Raw genomic sequence first — 16696 nt, 5'->3', positions numbered from 1 at the left:
CGGTGCCACGTCGGAATCGGGATCCCCGGACCGGGCAGGCGCCATCGCTCCCGGCACATCCATTCAGGGTCCGGTACCACCGCGGACATCGGAGCAGCTTGTTGATGCAACCTCTCGCCGTGCACGACATCGTCCGCGAGTGCTGGGCGCTCCTCCTCGACCGGCGCCGTGCCTTGAGCGAGGCCTGCAGCCTGTGGTTCGTGCTCCTGCTCCTGGTTTCCGTGGTGGCGCGCGGCATGATGGGCCCGGTCGACCTGCCCGAGCCCGGCGCCGACCCGGAAGCCTTCGCCCTGCCGGCCGGCATGGGCGGACTGATCGTCCTCAAGCTCGCCGAGGCCCTGGTGCTGGCGGCCGTCTCGGTCTCCCTGCACCGGGCGGTGCTGCTGGACGAGCCGGTGCCGTCGCTGGTGCCGATCAACGGGCGCAGCGTCCGCTACGCGCTGCGGATGCTGGGGGTGCTGATGGCGTCGATGCTGCCGGTGGTGGTGATCGTCGTGATCGCCCTGTCCATCGGCGGGGGCGGCATGGCGTCCCTGCAGCTGGCCCTGCTGCCCAGCATGCTGGCGATGCTGCTGGTGATCTGCCGGCTCCATCCGATCCTGCCGGCCACCGCCCTGGACCTCAAGGGCAGCTTCTCCGAAGCCTGGGACCGCACCCGCAACCAGGGCTTCCGCCTGCTGCTGGGCGCCATCATCCTCCTGGCGCCGGTGATGATCGGCAGCACCCTGCTGCTGCTCCTGGTGGGCGGCGGCTTTGCCGGCGTGCCGATCCTGCAGAACCTGCCCCAGGCGGTGGCGCTGCTCACCGACCTGCTCGAGGCCTGCCTCCTCGCGATCTACTTCTCCCTCACCTGGCGCCGCCTGTCCCAGCCGGAACAGCCGGCGGCCAGCACGTCCGCTTAAGAAGAGGCCCATCTTGCACAAGCTGCCGGTCTATCGGGTCGTCGGGCTCGCCTGGCTGCATCTGATCCGCCACAAGTTCGACCTGCTGCGCCTGGGCGGGCTGTGGTTCCTGATCCCGATCGGCATGGCCGCCCTGGCCCCCGCGCTCGGCCAGGCCGGCGATCCCTGGTATGGCGGCATCGAGACGGCGATCGCCTATCTGGCCGGGCTGGTGGTGGCGCGGGCCTGGATCCGCCACGTGCTGCTGGAGGAGCGCCGCCGCGGCCCGGCGCCCGTCAATGGCGGCGCCATCCGCTATCTCCTGTGGAACCCGGTCCTGATCGTGCTGGCGGCGCTGCCGGCCGCGCCGGCGATCGCCTATGCGGTGCTCGGCCAGGACTCGACCTATGTCGGGCTGGCCAAGATCGCGGCGGTGGTGATCGCCGTCCCGTTCGTGGTCCGGCTGGCGCTGGTGTTCGTGCCGGTGGCGATCGAGCGGGACGGCTCCAAGCTGCAGGCCGGCTGGGAGGCCGGGCAGGGCAGCTGGTGGCGCCTCCTGGCGGCGTTCCTGCTGGTGGCCGTCTCGGGCTACGTGGTGACGCTGCTCCTGGTGATCCCGATCGGCACCGCGATCATGGCGGTGGATCCGGGCGCCGCCCTGGCCGACCACCCGTCGCTCAAGGTGGTCGGCCACGCGCTGACCCTCCTGTTCATCGCGCTGACCAGCGGGCTGCTCGCCTGGTCCTGGAAGGCGCTCACGCAAGGCGAGGCGGCGCTGCCGGCACGCTGAGCCCGGGCCGCATGGCACCGCCCCCGGACCCAGGGGCAGTGCGGCTGCTTCAGCTACGCTCGCGGGTCGCGGTGAAGCTCAGCTTCGGATGGTCGTCCCTGACCCGGTTCAGGTCCCAGTTGTTGCGCGCCATGTAGACGGGGTTGCCGTCGCGGTCCTCGGCGAGGCTGGCCGACTTGGTGCGCACGAACTGGTCGAGCACCGAGCGCTCGCCGTCGACCCAGCGCGCGGTGATGAACGGCGCGTCGTCGAAGCGGACCGGCAGGCCGTACTCGGCGTCCAGCCGGGCGCGCAGCACGTCCAGCTGCAGGGCACCGACCACGCCCACGATGAAGCCCGCCCCCAGCATCGGCTTGAACACCTGGGTGACGCCCTCCTCGGCGAGGTCGCCCAGGGCCTTTTGCAGGTGCTTGGCCTTCATCGGGTCGTCCAGCACCACCCGCATCAGAATTTCCGGGGCGAAGTTCGGCAGGCCGGTGAAGCGGATCGGCGCGCCCTCGGTCAGCGTGTCGCCGACCCGCAGCGCCCCGTGGTTGGGGATGCCGATCACGTCGCCGGCCACCGCCTCCTCGGCGATGGCGCGGTCCTGGGCGAAGAAGAAGATCGGCGCCGAGATCGTCAGCGGCTTGCCGGTGCGGACCGGGGCCAGGCGCATGCCGCGGCGGAAGCGCCCGGAGCAGACCCGCATGAACGCCACCCGGTCGCGGTGCTTGGGGTCCATGTTGGCCTGGATCTTGAACACGAAGCCGGACACGTCGCTGCGGTCCGGCTCGACCTCGGCCTCGCCGGCGCTCTGCGCGCGGGGCGGGGGGGCGTGGGCGCCCAGGGCGTCGAGCAGGGCCCGCACGCCAAAATTGCGCAGCGCCGAGCCGAAGAACACCGGGGTGAGATGGCCCTCGCGGTAGCTCTGCAGGTCGAACTCGGGCAAAGCCCCCTGGGCCAGCTCGCGCTGCTCCTCGAACGCCGCCAGCACCGCCGGGTCGACCCGGTCGCGCAGGGCGTTGTCGCCCACCACCTCCTCGACGTCGCGGCCGTTGGCGTCCGGCCGCATCAGCAGCGCCCGGTCGTCCCAGACCGACCAGACGCCGCGGAAGCTCTGGCCCATGCCGATCGGCCAGTTGGCCGGAGTGACGTCCAGCGCCAGCTTGGAGGAGATCTCGTCCAGCAGGTCGAGCGGGTCCTGGGTCTCGCGATCCATCTTGTTGATGAAGGTCATGATCGGGACGTCGCGCATGCGACAGACCTCGAACAGCTTCAGCGTCTGCGCCTCGATGCCCTTGGCCGCGTCGATCACCATGACCGCCGAATCGACCGCGGTGAGCGTGCGGTAGGTGTCCTCCGAGAAGTCCTCGTGGCCCGGCGTATCCAGCAGGTTGAAGGTGTGCCCGCCATACTCGAAGGTCATCACCGAGGTGGTGACCGAGATGCCGCGCTGCTGCTCGATCCGCATCCAGTCCGAGCGGGCGCGCCGCCGCTCGCCCTTGGCCTTGACCTCGCCGGCGAGATGGATGGCGCCGCCGAACAGCAGGAGCTTCTCGGTGAGGGTCGTCTTGCCGGCGTCGGGATGGCTGATGATGGCGAAGGTACGCCTGCGCGCCACGTCGGCGGCAAGCCCGCCTCCGTTCCTGCTCTGGTCGAGGTCCAAGGGTCTGGGTCCCAGCATGAAGATGCGCGGCGTCTAGCACGAGGCGCGGTGCCGGCGCCACTACCGGGTGGACCGGCCGGCGCAGGGTTCCGAGCGAGGGCGGTCGAACCCTGACGATACTTAACTGGACGGTTGGCATTTTCCCACTGTAGATCCTGCCGCGCACGACCGGGCCAAGCCAAGGAGACGGCGATGAACGAGACCCTGCAACCGCAGCACGAATGGCTGCAGCAGTTCGTGGGCGCGTGGAGCTACGAGGCGGAGGCCGACATGGGCGACGGCCAGCCGCCGTCCAAGGCGAGCGGCATCGAGACGGTGCGGTCGCTGGGCGGGTTCTGGGTGGTCGCCGAGGGGCAGGGGGAGGTGCCGGGGGGCGGACCCGCCACCACCCTGCTGACCATCGGCTACGACATCCGGCAGGAACGCTATGTCGGCAGCTGGGTCGGCTCGATGATGAGCTGGCACTGCGTCTACACGAAGGGATGGCTGGAGCCGGACGGGAAGACGCTGGTGCTGGAGGTCGAAGGCCCGTCCTTCGCCGATCCTGCCGGAACGGCGACCTATCGCGACAGCATCACGTTCGATGGCCCCGATCAGCGGGTGATGACCTCCTCGGTGCTGACCGAGGACGGCAGCTGGAAGGTGTTCATGACCGCGCGCTACCGACGGACCGGCTGAGGAACGGGCATCCCGGCCCGCCAGCCAAGCGCCGCGACCAGCAGGACGGCGTAGAGCAGGCCCAGCATCAGCGGCAGGCCGTGCGGGCCCAGAAGGGCGATGGCGAGGCCGAAGGCGGGCGGGCCGGTCATCCCGCCAAAGCCCCACATCAGGGAGAAGGCGGCGTTGCCGGACAGGAGCAGGGCGCCGCCGAACCGGTCGCCCAGATCGATCAGCGCCACGGTGTAGATGCCGTAGGCGGTGGAACCCCACACGAAGAACAGCGCCAGGGTCGGCAGCGGCGACCCGATCACCAGCGGCAGGAGGATGGCGCCGGCGATGGTGACGCTGCACAGGAGCAGCATGGTCCCGCGCCGCGACCAGCGGTCGGCCAGCCAGCCGATCGGGACCTGGAACAGGATGTTGCCCAGGATCAGCACGCCCAGCGCCGTCGCCATCTCGGCCTCGCCGACTCCGAACGCGCGGCCATAGGAGGGCAGCAGCGCCAGGCTGCCCTGGTCGAACGCAGCGGCGGCGGCGACGGTCAGCAGCAGGAACGGGGCCAGCGGCAGGAAGGCGCGGATCGAGGCATGGCCGTCGCCATGGATCGAGGGAAGCTGCCGGCGGGCCAGGAACAGGATCAGGGCGGTCGCCAGGAACACGGCGACCCCGACCAAAAAGGGCGGCCAGCCTCGTGTGCCGGTGACCACGATGATGAAGGGGCCGAGCGCGAAGCCGGCGGCCAGGGAGGCCGAGAACAGGCCGAGCAGGCGGCCGCGCCGCTCCGGCGGGGCCATCAGGTTGACCCAGGTCTCGCTGGCGACGAACAGGCCGTTGATCGCCACCCCGATCAGGAACCGGGCCGGAAACCACACCGCGAGGTTCTGCCAGGCGCCGATCACCGCCAGCACGCAAGCCAGCATCAGCGCGCAGGCCAGCGCCATCCGGGCGGCCCCCATCAGCCGCGCCGCCAGCGGCACCAGGGGTGCTGAGCAGACGATGCCCAAGGGGGTCATCGCGGTGTTCAGGCCGATCAGCGCCGGGGAAACGCCCTGGCGCTCCAGGATGAACGCCAGCAGCGGGTAGGATAGGCCCTGGGCCATGGCGAACACGCTGGCCATCAGGATGACGACCAGGATCAGCCGCCCGCCGGGCACTCCTCCCGCTGCCATGGCCGGTCTCCCATCGGGCAGGCGCGGCCTGTCAGTGCATCGCCATCCGGCGGCGCTGGAAGTTGACGCCGCGGATCATCTCGCGGATGCGCGGCTGGATCTCGGTGCGCCAGCGGGTGCCGTTGAACACGCCGTAATGGCCCACGCCCTGCTGGACGTAGTGGACCCGGTTCTCGTTGGAGAGGTTGCGGCAGAGGGCGTGGGCCGCCTCGGTCTGGCCCAGGCCGCAGATGTCGTCGCGCTCGCCCTCGACGGTCATCAGCACGGTGTCCTCGATGGCGCCGCAGTCGACCGGCTGGCCCTTCCACGTCATCCGGCCGTCGGGCAGGTCGTGGTCCTGGAACACGGTCTTGACCGTCTGCAGGAAGAACTCGGCCGGCAGGTCCATGACCGCCAGGTACTCGTCGTAGAACTTGCGGTGCTGCAGGGCCGAATCGCAGTCGCCCTTCACCAGCGATTCGAACAGGCCCTTGTGCGCGTTCAGGTGCCGGTCGAGGTTCATGGTCATGAAGCCGGTGAGCTGGATGAAGCCCGGGTAGACCAGGCGCATGCAGCCCATGTTCGGCCAGGGCACCGGCGAGATCACGTTGCGCTCGAACCAGCCGATGTCCTTGGACTGGGCGTGCTGGTTGACCAGGGTCGGGTTGCAGCGGGTGTCGATCGGCCCGCCCATCAGGGTGATCGAGGCCGGCCGGCACTCGTCCTTCAGCGCCGCCATGATCGCGGTGGCCGCCAGCACCGGGACCGAGGGCTGGCAGACCGCGATCACGTGGGTGTTGTGGCCGATGAAGCGCACCATCTGCATGATGTGCTCGATGAAGTCGTCCAGGTCGAACTTGCCGGCGAACACCGGCACGTGGCGGGCGTCGACCCAGTCGGTCACGTAGAGATTGTGCTCGGGCAGCATCGCCTGGACGGTGCCGCGCAACAGGGTGGCGTAGTGGCCGGACATCGGCGCCACCAGCAGGACCTTGGGGTCGTAGCGCTTGCCGCAGACCGCCTCGTCGCGGTCGAAATGGCGCAGCTCGCAGAACGGCGTGCGCATCACGACCTCTTCGCGGACCGGCACGGTCAGCCCGGCGATGCGGGTGTCCTTGATGCCCCATTCGGGCTTGCCGTAGCGCCGGGTGATCCCCTCGAACACCTCGCAGCCGGCGGAGATCTCGCGGCCGAGCTTGGTATGGGCCAGCGGCACCAGCGGGTTGTCGAGGAACTGGCTCACCAGCTTGGCCTGGGCCCGCAGGGGCGCCAGAAGGGCATGGGCCATTTCGTACGTGTGGTACTGCATCGGCGCGGGCGTCTTCTCTGCCAGGGAGTTCTCAAAAAAAATCATACCACTGCCGGGAGGAGCAACGGCTGTGCCAAGCTCTGGTGCCCTCCCCGATGCGCAGTTCCCAAGTCTGGCAATTTCCGGAAGCTTCGTCCATGTTGGATTGGCCAACCCGGCTGTGGTAACCGGCTCGCCCAGACAGCGCGAGCGGAGCGGCAGCATGGTCAACCGGGATGGCAGGATGCCGGCCGCCAATGCCAAGGCACGCCGCCAGCAGGCGATCGTGGCGGCGCTGCGGGCCGCCCCGGCGCTGCGGATCGCCGAGCTGGCCCAGGAATTCCGGGTTTCCACCGAGACCGTCCGCCGCGACCTGGACGAGCTCGGCCATGCCGGGCTGCTGGCGCGCACCTATGGCGGGGCGGCAAGGCCGGTGGCGATCGAGCCGGCGGTGGCCGAGCGCGAGCGGGAGATGGTGGCGGAGCGGCGGCGGATCGCGGTGGCCGCCGTGGCGGCGCTTGGCGGCTGCGAGGCGCTGATGCTGGGCGGCGGCTCCACCACGCTGCACGTGGCGCGGATGCTGGCGACCACTCTGCCGCGCGGCACCGTGGTCACCCACGGCTTCGCCCATGCCGCGGTGCTGGCCGCCAACCCGGGCATCCGGGTGCTGATGGTGCCCGGGCGCTACGAGCCGCGCGAGGGGATCGTGGTCGGGGCGGAGACGGTCGACCATGTCGGGCGCTTCCATGCCGAATGCGCGATCGTGGGCGCCAGCGGCATCACCGCGGCGGGGGCGGCCGATGTGGACGACGAGGCAGCCGCGGTCTACCGGGCGATGCGGCTGGCCTCGGCGCGCGTCCTGGTGGTGGCCGACCATGCCAAGTTCGGCCGGCCGGCCTTCGCGATCCATGCCGAGCTGGCCGAGATCGGCCAGCTGATCACCGACCGGGCGCCGGACGAGCACCTGGCGGAGGCGCTGGCGCATGCCGGCGCTACGGTGACCGTGGCCCAGGACCCGCGCCCGGCCCGGTCATAGCTGCCGGCCGGCAGGTCCTGCCGGGGCAACTTCTGCCGGGTGGCTCGGGTTCGTTCGTGCAAAACGTGCCGGCGGGCGTTCTCGGGTTCGTTGGCCAGCGTGGTGTCCGGGGTCGTCCGGCTGTTCCCGGGTTCGTTTGGCAGCGCCGGGCTCGGGTTCGTTTGTGCAAAGCGTGCTGGCGGGCGTCTCCGGATTTGTTGCGCAGCGTGATGCTCAGGGTCGCCCTGCTGTTCCCGGGTTCGTTTGGTTGCGCCGGGCTTGGGTTCGTTTGTGCAAAAGCGTGCCGGCGGCCGTTGTCGGGTTTGTTTGGCGGCGTGGTGCCTGGGGTCGTCCGTCTGTTCCCGGGTTCGTTTGGCAGCGCCGGGCTCGGGTTCGTTGGTGCAAAACGTGCCGGCGGCCGTTCTCGGGTTCGTTGGGCGGCGTGGTGCCCAAGGTCGCCCGGCTGTTCCCGGGTTCGTTTGGCAGCGCCGGGCTCGGGTTCGTTCGTGCAGGATGTGGCGAGGGGGACGGGCACGGCATGGGCCTCCTGCGGCTCCGGGGGGAGGCGCAGGATAGCATGGTTGTAGGTACTCGGTCCTAGTATTTCCGGGGCGGGCTGCGGGTCAGAAGGTTTCCGAGGTGATCACCTCGGTCATCGCCTTCATGCCGGCCATCAGCCCGCCATCGACCGGCAGGACCGCGCCGCTGATCCCGGAGGCCAGGTCGGAGGCCAGGAACAGGACGGCGGCGGCGACCTCGTCGGGCTCGACCATCCGGCCGATCGGGTAGTGGCGGGACAGGCGCTCGACGATGGTGGGATCCTTCTCGATCCGGCGGTTCCAGGCGGGCGTGCGCACCGAGCCCGGGCAGACGATGTTGGCGCGGATCCCGAAGCGGCCCTGCTCCAGGGCGATCGCCTTGGTGTAGGCGACGAGGCCCGCCTTGGCCGCCGCATAGGCCGGGTTGCCGAAATGCATCAGCGCGTTGACCGTGCCAATGGTGACGATGGCACCGCCGCCCTGCTCGCGCATCCCCGCCAGGATGGGCGTGGTGACCTGGTAGGCGCCGGTCAGGTTCAGGGCGATGTCCTGGTCCCAGCCCTCCGGCGTCAGGTCGGTCAGGGTCTCGGCGCTGGCCCCGCCGGCATTGTTGACCAGGACCCGGATCGGGCCGACCGCCTCCACCGCCGTCGCGATCGCCGCCTCGGCTCCCTCGCGGTCGCCCATCTCGAAGGCGCCGGCATGGGCGATGCCGGGCAGGCCTTCGATGCGCTCGCGCGTGCGGTCGAAGGCGATGACGACCGCACCCGCCTCGACGAAGCGGGCGACCAGGCGCTGGCCGATGCCGCCGCCGGCCCCGGTGATGGCGACGGTGCGGGACTGCAGGCTGAACATCCAAACCTCCTTCGGCAGGCGGGCGGCTCGGGGCCGCAGCCTGCCATTTATGCATACCCCAGGGCACCTTGGCCGGAAAAAGCCGTTAGCTGCAACGGAAGGCCCTGCCAATGCCGCCAGCGACAGCACGGCGAAGGGGCGTACCATCATCGGGTCGTTCGCTGCCCACCGGCCAGGCCGGCGACCCTCGACCATGGTGCGACGCGAGGGAAGAGCAGATGTCCGGATCGATGTCCTTTCGCGGCCGGGGCCTGACCGCCCGCATCCGCGCGGCCGCCTCCTGTCTGGGCCTGGCGGCCTGCCTGGGCGTGCTGGCGATGGCGCCGGCCAAGGCCAGCCACCAGCCGGCGACGCCCAAGTTCAAGATCTTCTACCAGATGAGCTGGGCGAACGGCACCACCGCCAAGGCGCCGACCGCCGAGCAGCTGCGCGCCTGCGGGATCGAGACGGTGCCGCTGATCACCGAATCGGTGATCTTCGGCAGCAGCATGCCGCGCTACCACGAGCCGCTGGACCTGGCCGGCGCGCGGATGAAGTACGCCACCGACAAGATCGCCGCGGCGACGCCGCCGGCGAAGCTCGTGGTGCTGAACGTCGAGAAGCAGGGCTGGATGATCCAGCGGGGCGATCCCCAGGCGGCGCGCAAGTCCGAGCAGTACGCCACCCTGATCGCGCATTTCCGCCGCCAGCCGGCGATCCGCGCCAAGGGCACGCTCCTGGGCTATTTCGGCGAAGCGCCGATCAACGATTATTTCGGCTACATCGCCGGGCGCAGCCAGGTGCCGTCCACGATGCAGACCAACAGCTTCACCCGGAAGATCGCCCAGAACGCCGACGTCCTGTTCCCGCAGATGTACACCCGCTACCGGGAAAGCGGCAGCAAGGGCTGGATCGCAAGGGCCGAGGGGATCATGCGGCTGATCCGCGAGGACTGGCAGCCCGCGATCGGCAGAAAGCCGGTTTATGCCTATCTCTGGCCGCAATACCACGACTATGCGTCCGACCCGGCGATCCGCAAGAAGCTGCTGGACAAGGGGGTGTTCGCGACCCAGCTGGCCACGCTCCAGCGCTTAGGCGCCGATGGCGCGGTGATCTGGGGGACGCTCGGCGCGGACGGCTCCGGCTTCAAGCGGGCGCGCTGGGAGAAGGACATGGACTGGTGGGTCGAGACCAAGGCGTTCATACGGGCGAACGGGTATCCGGCCTGCTCGATCCGGTAGGGCGGACGGACTGGCCGCCCGCGCGCGCCGGCCATGACATCGGCCAGAACATGCGCCGGGCTAGATATGGATCACCACCGGCCCCTCGGTGATCGTGGGCGGCTGGATGCCGGGCAGGTCGGCAGTGTGGTTCCGCACCCAGTCGCCGGCCAGGCGGACGCTCTCGTCGGTGCCGGCCTTGTCCTGGCAGATGGTGATCGTGCTGCCGCCCTGCTCGGTGCGCAGGGCGTGGTAGCTCACGAAGCCGGTGGCCGACCGGATCAGGCTCTCGACTTCCGATCTGTTGGCGAGCAGCAGGTCGAACAGTTCCTTCGCACCAGCGCCTGTGTAGCTGCGAATGACGGCGTGCACGGCATGTCTCCCCCTCGGGCGAGGCCGATGTCGACGGATGAACCGGCATCGACATTATCGAATAGGCTTGATCGTTTTTTCTTGCAAGCATGATGCTCCGCCAGGTTTTCCGGAAGTGACGGCGGCCGAGAACGCGGCGATCGTCTTTCGCGGGCCAAGTCGATCGATCTCGCCCGGTGCGCGGCCGCGGCCGGCTGGCCCTGGCGGGCGGGCGCCGGGAGGCGGGGCCGGGGCCGGGAGTGCCACCCCCTTCAAGGCCGGATCGTCCCGCCGGGCGGCCGGACTCGACTTCGACGTGGAGTTGAACCACCGTCCGGGCCGAGCCTGGGATCAGCCGGCTCCGCATCGAGCCTGGGGCAGGCCGGCATGTCCGACTGGGTCTACGACCTCGACTTCTCGATCCTCTATCCCGCCGTGGTGGCGCTGAGCGTCGTGACCGCGCTCGTCGGGACCTGGCTCGGCAACCGCACGCACGGCCGCAATGGCGGGCGGGAGGATCTGGGCATGCTGGCGGGGGCGGGCCTGGGCCTGCTGGCGCTGCTGCTGGCCTTCAGCTTCTCGCTGGCCCTGTCGCGGTTCGACACGCGCCGCTCCATGGTGCTGGAGGAGGCCAACGCCATCGGCAGCACCGCCAACTTCGCCCTGATGCTGCCGCAGGCCGACCGGCAGCCGGTCCTGGACCTCTTGCGCGGCTATGTGGAGGTGCGGACCGGCCTGGGCACGCCCTACGACCCGGCGAAGCTGGAGCGGGACGTCCAGCGCTCCGAGGAACTGCAGAACCGGCTATGGGCGCTGGCGGTCCAGATGACCGCGGCCTCGCCGCAGTCCCTGCCCGCCTACCGCTTCGTCGGCTCGCTCAACGAGGTCAACAACATCCACGAGCGCCGAGTCACCGCGCTCCGCTACGGCATCCCGCGCGAGGTGATGGCGATCCTGCTGGGGGTCGCCTTGGTGGCGCTGCTGCTGATCGGCTACCACTCGGGCGCTCAGGGCGTGCGGCGGCCGGTGGCGACGCTGCTGATGGCGGCGACGGTGGGCGTGGTGATGACGCTGGTGGCCGACCTGGACCGGCCGGCGCGGGGGTTCATCCAGGTGCCGGTGCAGCCGCTGATCGATGCTCGGGATGCGATTCCGGCGGGTGGGTCGGGGTGAGGGGTGTTGGGGCGTCGGTCCGGTGCAAGGCGGCGTTAACGCAAGAAGCAAGGCCTGATCCAGAGTTCTTGCACTTCAGGCCGCCTATGAGGCTGAGTTGGCATAATGCCGAAGGTGAAGACTGAGGGCTCTTTTAGATTAGATCTACTATGGCTTGGTCTGAGTGCCTGCTCGCATCGAACCCCAAACCCTAATAATCAACTATCGCTATTTTAATTTTATGGCAGCAGTGCATTGATACTTATACTCGACATGTCCCTTCCAATCTTTTCTGCTCTCTTCGCTTGTCGAAATTATTTGGATGCGCTTAGTCGGATATTTCGAGTTGAAGTGTGCGAGGCACTCTTTTGTTGGATCGCTGCCGCCGCTTCGCCAGCCTCCTTGATATGCTTCGATCGCGAGATCATTGGGTATCAAATTATCATCCTGCTGCGCACTCGCATCGAGCGATATAGTTGCAACTAACGCAAACAGCGAAAAACCGGCAACCGTCATTGCTTTTAGCATCATTGTTCTCCTGCAACACGAAGTCGCGCACAATCTAAAGCATTCATCTCACTTCTAGTCAATAACTTGTTCGGTTCACCTTATTCCAATAATTTTTAGTGGAATCGATCCGTAACTCGGACGGTTCTAGAGCCGCCAGAGCAGGAGCCGGCGCGGAATCTAAGGACGCCGCATTGTTAGCCTCATTACCGTGTCTCAACGAAGGTCTCGGTGACGTCGATTCAATTCGATTAAATGATTGGGTGGCGCCAAAGTACCGTCAGATGACGTGGGCGGAGCAGATTAGGCTTGAACAACTGCGTATGCAGGGTTGGTGGAGGCGGATCGATACTGCTTTGCAGTTCAGGATCCTTACGGCCACCCGTTTCGGCTGGCATCACCTGAAAGTCGGCACTTGGCTCTCCCGGCTGCAAGCCTGTGAGTACGCCTTCCAGGCAATCGGCTGAGTTCTTATGGTGGTTGGCATCCGGTCGCTGGTCAGCGTTTACCTGCTAGAGAGCGGTTTGGGCTCTGACGTACCTTGGGAGATCTTTTGAGTAGACCATGTCAAGGATAGGCGGGATGTTAAGAGCCTCAGGAGCGTAGCGAGACCATGATGCCACCGATAATTTCTTTCGATTCTCCAGAGCTTGCATGTTATCATGAGGCTGGTCATGCCGCTGTGGCATTAAAGGTTGGCGCGACAGTTGTTGAGATGAAACTCTATTCCGCAGAACCCCGCAGTTATGGTCGCACGCAGGTCTGCCGGAATGACTGTCAGCGACGCCACATTGCACTGGGAGGCTTTGCAGCAGAGTATCTGCTGTATAAAACAGGTCGGTTAGTGAAACAAGATGGGTGTCGACCAAAAGAAAAAGAATTCATCGATTATGCTATTGATAATTCTAATCAAGATCGTATTAGCTATTTTGGAGAAGATCTTGCTCAGTCCGATGGTCAGTGGCCGAGTGATCTGGATACGGAATTTATGAAGTACGCGATTGGCTGGGCTGATAAAATCTCATTGGACGTCGTTGAGAAGATTGCTAACGCACTCCTTGCTTCCGGCGAGCTGAATACCGAAGCTTTGGTAAAAGCTGTGGCCGCGCCTTAGGTGTAACGTCTTCCGATTTATTGCAGCAGAAACTAGGTTTGTCTCCAAAGCTGCGCATCCAGATCGTGAGTAAGGCGATTCGCAGATGTGTTCTTCAAGCTTGGAGATTCAGGCCTCGCTTCTTGCATTAATACCTTCTTGCATTAGCCCTTTGTGCAGGCATCCCGCTTAGATGAAGCCCACGGGGTTATTCGCGTCACAATATCAAGATGCTCTGCGAGGTTGTGGCGTGGGGATCCTATCATACAAATTTTTCTTACTAGTGTCTTCAAGGTGTGCCGCAAACATGAATCAGTTCTTGCCTTGGACGTCCGGCGAGCTGCGCGCGTCGTTCTGCTGTATTTTAGATCCAGTTTTGGTCTAAGCATCCTCCGACATGTAGAATACGACGCCTGGGGTGCAATGTGCATTTCCCGCTGCGCCACCTGCCGCCGAGGCAACCATAGCAGCGCTATGTGGCAACCAGAGAACAAACGCGCTACCTGTGCGCGCCAAGCGGAGGGCGTCGATCCTCCGGTTTCCCACTCGCCTCAGGGACCAAGGCACCATGGTCAAAGCCCTCGTTCTCGAAGAAAAGCTGAAGCTCAACCTGCGCGACATCGACGTGCCGGAGGAGCTCGGTCCGCGCGACGTGCGGATCGAGATGAAGACCGTCGGCGTGTGCGGCAGCGACGTGCACTATTATACCCATGGCGGGATCGGGCAGTTCATCGTGCGGGAGCCGATGATCCTGGGCCACGAGGCGTCGGGGGTGGTGATCGAGACCGGGGCGGAGGTGAGCAACCTCAAGGTCGGCGACCGGGTGTGCATGGAGCCGGGCATTCCGGATCCGAGCAGCCGGGCGTCACGGCTGGGGATGTATAACCTGGATCCGGCCGTGCAGTTCTGGGCGACGCCGCCGGTGCATGGCTGCCTCAGGCCGAGCCTGGTGTTCCCGGCGGACTTCACCTTCAAGATCCCGGACAATGTCTCGTTCGAGGCGGCGGCCATGGTGGAGCCGCTGGCGGTGGGCGTGCATGGCACGGTCAAGGCGCGGGTCATGCCGGGCGACACCGCGGTGGTGATCGGGGCTGGGCCGATCGGGCTCGTCACGGTGCTGGCGGCGTTCGCGGCGGGCTGCGCCAAGGTCTATGTGGCCGACATCGACGAGGGCAAGCTGGCGCTGGCCGAGAAGCTGGCCAAGGTGCCGGGCTCGGTGGTGGGCGTGGACGTGCGCTCCAAGAGCATCCAGGACGTGGTGATGGCCGACACCGATGGCTGGGGCGCGGACATCGTGTTCGAGTGCTCGGGGAATGAGAAGGCGGCGGCGGGCGTGTTCAAGCCGCTGCGTCCGGGCGGCTGCGTGGTGTTCATCGGCATGCCGCTGCACGACGTGGCCTATGACGTGCCGGGCGCTGCCTTGAAGGAGGCGCGGGTCGAGCATGTGTTCCGCTATGCCCATGTCTATCCGCGCTGCATCGCGATGCTGGGCTCGGGGGCGATCGATGTGTCGCCGCTGATCACCGACAAGTTCTCGTTCGAGGAGAGCGTGAAGGCGTTCGAGTATGCGGCGACTTCGCCGAAAGGCTCGGTGAAGATCCAGATCGACATGTGAGGGCAGGGGAGGTCAGGGGGCCAGCGCCCGCCTGGCCTCCTCCATCTCCCATTTGGCCTCGGCGAGGTCGCGCCGGGCATCCAGGATGTCGTCGACGTCGCCCTCGCGCTCGGCCTCGTGCAGCTCCTGCCGGTCCTCGGCGACCTCGGCCTGAAGCTGCGCCAGCCGCTCCTCCCGCTGGGCGCGCAGGTCCTGGCCCTCGCACTCGGCGCGGCTGCGGCGCAAGGCCTCCTCCAGCCCGCCGATCCGCTCCGGATCGGCTTCCGCCCGGGCATCCGCCAGCGACGCTTCCAGCGTGTCGATCTTCTCCGCGCAGTGGATGTCCAGGGCATGGGCGCCGGTGGAGGCCAGGAGCAGCGCCGGGACGGCCGCGAGAGACAGCAGGACGGTGGCCTTCATGAAATCCTCCCGATCGGCCGGGACGGATCGACCGGGCCCGGCTGGTGCCATATAGGTTGGCGCCCGAACGCGGACAGGAGTGCGGCGATGCGCCAGATCAGCCTACCCGATGGCGAGAATGTCCCGGCGCTGGGGCAGGGCACCTGGTACATGGGCGAGGGGGGCGGACGGCGCAAAGCCGAGGCCGACGCGCTGCGCCATGGCATCGAGCTCGGCATGACCCTGATCGACACCGCCGAGATGTATGCCGAGGGCGGCGCCGAGGAGGTGGTGGGCGACGCGATCCAGGGCCAGCGCGACCAGGTGTTCCTGGTCAGCAAGGTCTATCCGCACAACGCCTCGCGCAAGGGGGCGATCGCCGCCTGCGAGCGCAGCCTGCAGCGGCTGCGCACCAGCCATATCGACCTCTATCTGCTGCACTGGCCGGGCAGCCACCCGCTGGCGGACACGGTGGCGGCGTTCCGCCAGCTCCAGGAGGAGGGCAAGATCCGCCACTGGGGGGTGAGCAATTTCGACCAGGACGACATGGAGGAACTGGTGGCGGCGCCGGGCGGGGCGGACTGCGCCACCGACCAGGTGCTGTTCAACCTGACCCGGCGGGGGCCGGGCTTCGACCTGCTGCCCTGGTGCCGGGCGCGCGCCATGCCGGTGATGGCCTACAGCCCGATCGAGCAGGGCCGGATGCCGGACCATCCGGCGCTGGACGAGGTGGCCAGGCGCCACGGGGTCGACCGGTTCGCGGTGGCGCTGGCCTGGGTGCTGGGCCACGATGGCGTGATCGCGATCCCCAAGGCGGCGGACCGCAAGCATCTGGAGGCGAACCGGCGGGCGGCCGACCTGGTCCTGACCGACCAGGACCGCCAAGCACTCGACCGGGCCTTCCCGCCGCCGACCCGGCGGCGGCCGCTGGAAATGCTTTGAGCCAAAGAGAACAGGCCGGCCGGCGACTTGGCCCGATCAGGATCGGAACCGGGTCGTCGTCCTGGCGCGTCTTGCCGCGCCTCGGGCGATGCGGGCGGTTGCCGAAGGGATTCTGAAGAACACTCCCAAGGACGGAGTTTGTTCTTGAAGTAGATTTCCGGATATATGTCGAGAATTTGCGGCAATTGTCCTGGACGCCTGCTTGTCGCGGTGAATATTAACAAATCGTTTAAGTTGCTAGGCTGCTGGCCGGACGTTAATGTCGTCTGAACTGATCGTGACCGGCCGATGCCGGTCATGGCCGGGCCCGCCCTCGTTCCCCTCCTGCGTGACTGCGCCATGGCGACCCTAAGGTCAGGTTTGGTATCTCTCGAAGATCCGTCGCGGCAGACATTGCTGATCGAGCCGGAAATGGCCGGCATGCTGGTGCTGCTGCCCGACGAGCAGATCCTGGCCAGCCACGAGCGCGAGGACGGCCGGATCGAGCTGACCATCGGCCCGCGCGGCAAGCGCCGCTCCCTGTCCTTCTCCTGGTCCTGGCTGGGCTTCGCCCTGGCCGGCACCGCGCTCGGCTGCGTGCTGGCCGAGGCGATCCGCTACCTGCATATTTTCTAAGCACCGTTCAGAAGGCAAACGAC

The 16696-nt window shown here is 67.2% G+C and carries 17 protein-coding genes; 10 read left to right on the top strand and 7 right to left on the bottom strand.

Translation table 11 applies throughout. The features are described from left to right. Nucleotides 1-101: 101 nt before the first annotated feature. Nucleotides 102-902 carry a hypothetical protein gene (locus GEMRO_RS0103855; RefSeq protein WP_157505444.1) on the top strand — a complete coding sequence of 267 codons (801 nt, stop codon included), beginning with the start codon at nucleotides 102-104 and terminating at the stop codon, nucleotides 900-902. A 13-nt stretch (nucleotides 903-915) separates the two neighbouring features. After that, nucleotides 916-1671 carry a hypothetical protein gene (locus GEMRO_RS0103850; protein ID WP_027132961.1) on the top strand — a complete coding sequence of 252 codons (756 nt, stop codon included), beginning with the start codon at nucleotides 916-918 and terminating at the stop codon, nucleotides 1669-1671. A 49-nt stretch (nucleotides 1672-1720) separates the two neighbouring features. Here the strand turns inward: GEMRO_RS0103850 and GEMRO_RS0103845 are convergent, their stop codons facing one another. Further along, nucleotides 1721-3334, bottom strand: a complete 1614-nt coding sequence (locus GEMRO_RS0103845; RefSeq protein ID WP_084506496.1) for a peptide chain release factor 3 — start codon at nucleotides 3332-3334, stop codon at nucleotides 1721-1723. Nucleotides 3335-3508: 174 nt separating this feature from the next. Between GEMRO_RS0103845 and GEMRO_RS0103840 the strand changes: the two genes are divergently transcribed. Continuing rightward, a complete protein-coding gene (locus GEMRO_RS0103840) occupies nucleotides 3509-3994 on the top strand; it encodes a DUF1579 domain-containing protein (protein WP_027132959.1) in 486 nt (161 codons plus the stop codon). Here the strand turns inward: GEMRO_RS0103840 and GEMRO_RS27405 are convergent. Both GEMRO_RS27405 and GEMRO_RS27400 read right to left on the bottom strand, forming a co-directional pair. Then, on the bottom strand, nucleotides 3976-5145 hold the full coding sequence (locus GEMRO_RS27405) for an MFS transporter (protein ID WP_051328662.1): 1170 nt from the start codon (nucleotides 5143-5145) through the stop codon (nucleotides 3976-3978). The genes GEMRO_RS0103840 and GEMRO_RS27405 overlap by 19 nt on opposite strands. A gap of 31 nt (nucleotides 5146-5176) precedes the next feature. Continuing rightward, entirely contained in the window at nucleotides 5177-6433 is a 1257-nt protein-coding gene (locus tag GEMRO_RS27400; RefSeq protein WP_084507708.1) for a polyhydroxyalkanoate depolymerase, read from the bottom strand. 202 nt (nucleotides 6434-6635) lie between these two features. Here GEMRO_RS27400 and GEMRO_RS0103825 point away from each other — a divergent pair, with 202 nt between their 5' ends. After that, complete coding sequence (locus GEMRO_RS0103825; RefSeq protein ID WP_027132958.1) at nucleotides 6636-7448, top strand: DeoR/GlpR family DNA-binding transcription regulator; 813 nt, start codon at nucleotides 6636-6638, stop codon at nucleotides 7446-7448. Nucleotides 7449-8050: 602 nt separating this feature from the next. On the opposite strand, the gene GEMRO_RS0103820 is transcribed toward GEMRO_RS0103825, so the two are convergent. Further along, nucleotides 8051-8821, bottom strand: a complete 771-nt coding sequence (locus GEMRO_RS0103820; RefSeq protein ID WP_027132957.1) for an SDR family oxidoreductase — start codon at nucleotides 8819-8821, stop codon at nucleotides 8051-8053. Between the two features lie 218 nt (nucleotides 8822-9039). Between GEMRO_RS0103820 and GEMRO_RS32305 the strand changes: the two genes are divergently transcribed. Continuing rightward, the gene (locus tag GEMRO_RS32305) at nucleotides 9040-10041 is read left to right on the top strand and encodes a hypothetical protein (RefSeq protein WP_051328660.1); all 1002 of its coding nucleotides are present in this window, start codon (nucleotides 9040-9042) and stop codon (nucleotides 10039-10041) included. Between the two features lie 60 nt (nucleotides 10042-10101). On the opposite strand, the gene GEMRO_RS0103805 is transcribed toward GEMRO_RS32305, so the two are convergent. Beyond that, nucleotides 10102-10392 carry a hypothetical protein gene (locus GEMRO_RS0103805; protein WP_027132955.1) on the bottom strand — a complete coding sequence of 97 codons (291 nt, stop codon included), beginning with the start codon at nucleotides 10390-10392 and terminating at the stop codon, nucleotides 10102-10104. A gap of 366 nt (nucleotides 10393-10758) precedes the next feature. Here GEMRO_RS0103805 and GEMRO_RS0103800 point away from each other — a divergent pair, with 366 nt between their 5' ends. After that, complete coding sequence (locus GEMRO_RS0103800; RefSeq protein WP_027132954.1) at nucleotides 10759-11544, top strand: bestrophin-like domain; 786 nt, start codon at nucleotides 10759-10761, stop codon at nucleotides 11542-11544. Between the two features lie 207 nt (nucleotides 11545-11751). Here GEMRO_RS0103800 and GEMRO_RS34000 read toward each other — a convergent pair whose 3' ends face one another. After that, complete coding sequence (locus GEMRO_RS34000) at nucleotides 11752-12054, bottom strand: hypothetical protein (protein WP_169728304.1); 303 nt, start codon at nucleotides 12052-12054, stop codon at nucleotides 11752-11754. A gap of 589 nt (nucleotides 12055-12643) precedes the next feature. Here GEMRO_RS34000 and GEMRO_RS33995 point away from each other — a divergent pair. Next, nucleotides 12644-13144 (top strand): hypothetical protein, encoded by a 501-nt coding sequence (locus tag GEMRO_RS33995; protein ID WP_157505442.1) that lies wholly within the window; start codon nucleotides 12644-12646, stop codon nucleotides 13142-13144. 547 nt (nucleotides 13145-13691) lie between these two features. Next, nucleotides 13692-14738 carry an NAD(P)-dependent alcohol dehydrogenase gene (locus tag GEMRO_RS0103790; protein ID WP_027132952.1) on the top strand — a complete coding sequence of 349 codons (1047 nt, stop codon included), beginning with the start codon at nucleotides 13692-13694 and terminating at the stop codon, nucleotides 14736-14738. 12 nt (nucleotides 14739-14750) lie between these two features. Here GEMRO_RS0103790 and GEMRO_RS0103785 read toward each other — a convergent pair whose 3' ends face one another. Beyond that, nucleotides 14751-15137, bottom strand: a complete 387-nt coding sequence (locus GEMRO_RS0103785) for a DUF1090 family protein (protein WP_051328659.1) — start codon at nucleotides 15135-15137, stop codon at nucleotides 14751-14753. Between the two features lie 87 nt (nucleotides 15138-15224). Between GEMRO_RS0103785 and GEMRO_RS0103780 the strand changes: the two genes are divergently transcribed. Together GEMRO_RS0103780 and GEMRO_RS0103775 are read left to right on the top strand one after the other, a co-directional pair. Continuing rightward, entirely contained in the window at nucleotides 15225-16058 is an 834-nt protein-coding gene (locus GEMRO_RS0103780) for an aldo/keto reductase (protein ID WP_027132950.1), read from the top strand. A 420-nt stretch (nucleotides 16059-16478) separates the two neighbouring features. After that, nucleotides 16479-16673, top strand: coding sequence for a hypothetical protein (locus GEMRO_RS0103775; protein WP_157505441.1), 195 nt, complete (start codon nucleotides 16479-16481; stop codon nucleotides 16671-16673). Nucleotides 16674-16696 lie beyond the last annotated feature (23 nt).

It is taken from the genome of Geminicoccus roseus DSM 18922, assembly GCF_000427665.1.
Taxonomy (GTDB): Bacteria; Pseudomonadota; Alphaproteobacteria; order Geminicoccales; family Geminicoccaceae; genus Geminicoccus; species Geminicoccus roseus.
This window is presented reverse-complemented; position numbering and strand designations above follow the sequence as displayed.